4 protein-coding genes are annotated in these 2,962 nt (G+C 76.1%); all 4 read left to right on the top strand.

What is annotated here, in order from left to right; translation table 11 throughout:
- On the top strand, positions 1–620 hold a 620-nt coding region (locus GA0115240_RS11945), incomplete at its 5' end, for a (2Fe-2S)-binding protein (RefSeq protein ID WP_093736655.1).
- A gap of 53 nt (positions 621–673) precedes the next feature.
- Entirely contained in the window at positions 674–1,447 is a 774-nt protein-coding gene (cobF, locus tag GA0115240_RS11950; RefSeq protein ID WP_093736656.1) for a precorrin-6A synthase (deacetylating), read from the top strand.
- Entirely contained in the window at positions 1,447–2,184 is a 738-nt protein-coding gene (locus GA0115240_RS11955) for a cobalt-precorrin-6A reductase (protein ID WP_093736657.1), read from the top strand. Before cobF ends, GA0115240_RS11955 begins: the two co-directional genes overlap by 1 nt.
- A 219-nt stretch (positions 2,185–2,403) precedes the next feature.
- Positions 2,404–2,962, top strand: a 559-nt coding sequence (locus GA0115240_RS11960) for an HD domain-containing protein (protein WP_093736658.1), incomplete at its 3' end; no start/stop codon positions are given.

Consider the following 2,962-nt stretch of genomic DNA (forward strand, 5'->3'; position numbering starts at 1 on the left):
TGTCGGCGCCGCTGCTCGGGGCCCGCGCCACGGCGGTACGGCAGTGGCTGGCGGCGGCCGGCGGGCAGCCGCCCGAAGCGGTCGAACCGCGGGTGGCCGCCTCGGTCGCGCACCTGGGGCTGGCTGCCCGGCTGGTGTCGCCCGCGCTGGCCCTCGCCGTCCTGCACGCCCGCCCGCTCGCCTTCGCGCTGGACGAGGTGCGCTGGCGGCCGGTGCTCGGCGGCCCCGTTCCGCTGGCGCTGCCCGCTGCCGCCCTCGGCGGGCCGCAGCGCGATCCGGACCTGCTCGCCGAACAACTGGCGGCGGGCCTGCTGGCCGGGCCGCTGGAAGAACTGGCCGCCGCCTTCGCGCGGTTCGGCGTCTCCTGGCACATCCTGCGCGGCAACACCGCCTCGGCCGTCAACGGCGCCGCGCTGATGCTCGCCCGGGCCCGGCCGGAACGGGCCGCCCGGGCCCGGGAGTTCGCCGCGTCGCTGCTGGCCCGGCCACCGCTGGCCGGTGCGGGCGGCGGCATCGAGGAGGGCGCCTTCCGCCGCCGCAGCTGCTGCCTGATCTACCGCGCCGCACCCGACCGCAAGGGCGCCCTGTGCGGGGACTGCGCCCTGCACCGACCCCGGTGACCTGCGATCCGTCACCCGTCGCGGCCGGCCGGCAATGTGCCAGACTCCGGGGCGTGAAGCAGATCTACGTCATCGGCATCGGTGCGGGCGACCCCGGGCAACTCACCGTGCAGGCAGTCGACGCCCTCGGCCGTACCGACGTGTTCTTCCTGCTCGACAAGGGGGAGGACAAGGCCGATCTGGTGGCCCTGCGCGAGCTGATACTGCGGCGGCACGCCACCCGGCCGCACCGGGTGGTCACCGCCCGGGATCCCGAACGGGACCGGGCGGCGCCCTCGGCGGCGTACGCGCCCGCCGTGGACGACTGGCGGCGGCGCCGCGCCGACGTCTACCAGCGGCTGATCGCCGAGGAGCTGCCCGCCGACGGCCACGGCGCCTTCCTGGTCTGGGGCGACCCGGCGCTGTACGACAGTACGCTCGGCATCCTGCGCGAGGTGCACGCCCGCGGGACCGAGGACTTCGGCTGGAGCGTCCTGCCCGGCATCAGCAGCGTCTCCACGCTCGCCGCCCGGCACCGCGTCGGGCTCAACCAGGTGGGCCGGCCGGTGCAGATCACCACCGGGCGCCGGCTGTCCGACGAGGGCCTGCCCGCCGGGGTGGACGACGTGGTGGTGATGCTCGACGCCCGGCAGGCCTTCGGCCGCTTCACCGGGCAGGGCCTGCACATCTACTGGGGCGCGTATCTCGGCACCCCCGACGAGATCCTGCTGGCCGGACCACTGGACGAGGCGCTGGCCGAGCGCATCCGCGCCGTGCGGGCCGCCGCGCGGGCCCGCAAGGGCTGGATCATGGACACGTATCTGCTGCGCAGGACCGACGGGCACTGATGCGGCGGCTGCTGATCCTCGGCGGCACCGCCGAGGCCCGGGCGCTGGCGGCGGCGCTGGCCGCCGACCCCGGTCTGGAGGTGACCAGCTCGCTGGCCGGACGCACCGCCGAGCCCAGGCGCCCGGCCGGCCGCACCCGCACCGGCGGCTTCGGCGGAGCGGCCGGACTCGACGCGTGGCTGCGGGCCGAGCGGATCGACGTCCTGGTGGACGCCACCCACCCCTTCGCCCAGGAGATCAGCCGGTCCGCCGCCGAGGCCGCCGCCTCGCGCGGCATCCCGCTGCTGGCGCTGCGCCGCCCGGGCTGGACCGCGGGCCCTGGCGACCGCTGGAGCTGGGCGGCGACCGTGGCGGAGGCCGCCACCCGGCTGCCGGCCCTCGGCACCCGGCCCCTGCTCACCATCGGCAGGCAGGAACTGGCGGCCTTCGCCGCGGTGGACCTGCCCGTCGTCGCCCGTACGGTCGAGTCGCCGGCGCCGCCGCTGCCCCCGCGCTGCCGACTCCTGCTGTCCCGCGGCCCCTTCACCCTCGACGGCGAACGGGCGCTGCTCCGGGAGCACCGGATCGACGTGCTGGTCACCAAGGACAGCGGCGGCCCGGCGACCGCCCCGAAACTCACCGCCGCCCGCGAGAGCGCCCTCCCGGTGCTGATCGTCCGCCGCCCCGCGCCACCTCCGGGCGTGCCGGCGGTCGCCACCCCGGCCGCCGCGATCGCCTGGCTCCGCGCGCACGGCTGACGCACGCCGACCGGATTCGCCGACCGGAAAACACAGACCGGAAAACACAGACCGGCACACCGCCGCGGCCCCGCGCCCGGCCGCCGTCACGCGGGCGCTGTCCGGATCCGTGGGACATACGGCCGTACGGACATGGCAGCCCGCCGCCGTTCGCCCGATGCTGGGAGACGGCGGTCCGCACCGGGGCCGCGTACCCCCAGGCACAGCGAGGCGGCAGCGATGAGCAGCGAACCGACCGGAGCGAACGGGACGGCCGGGGTGACCGTGCCCGACACGAAGCTGGCCCGCGAGGCCACCACCCTGGTACGAGACACCACCAGCGACCTGATCTACGACCACTCCCGCCGGGTCTACTTCTTCGGCAGCCTCCAGGGCCGGGTCCGCGACCTCAGCTTCGACCCCGAACTGCTCTACATCGGCGCGATGTTCCACGATCTGGGCCTGTCGGAGCGTTTTCACAACAGCGGGCACCGCTTCGAGGTGGACAGCGCCGACGAGGCGCGCGGCTTCCTGCGCGCCCACGGCGTCCCCGAGGACAGCGTGCGCCGGGTGTGGACCGCGATCGCGCTGCACACCACCCCCGGCGTGCCGGAGTTCATGGAGCCGGAGGTCGCCCTGGTCACCGCGGGGGTGGAGTACGACGTGCTCGGCATCGGCTTCGGCGACCTGAGCGCGGCGGACCGCGCCGCCGTCACCGCACTGCACCCCCGCCCCGACTTCAAGCGGCGCATCCTGGCCGCCTTCACCGACGGCATCCGGCCCAAGCCGGAGACCACCT

The organism is Streptomyces sp. DvalAA-14, from assembly GCF_900091855.1.
In the GTDB taxonomy this organism is placed as follows: domain Bacteria; phylum Actinomycetota; class Actinomycetes; order Streptomycetales; family Streptomycetaceae; genus Actinacidiphila.

What these genes read in the sequence shown, in the direction of transcription:
- GA0115240_RS11955 (WP_093736657.1), top strand. Translation starts at nt 1,447, where the DNA reads ATGCGGCGGCTGCTGATCCTCGGCGGCACCGCCGAGGCCCGGGCGCTG.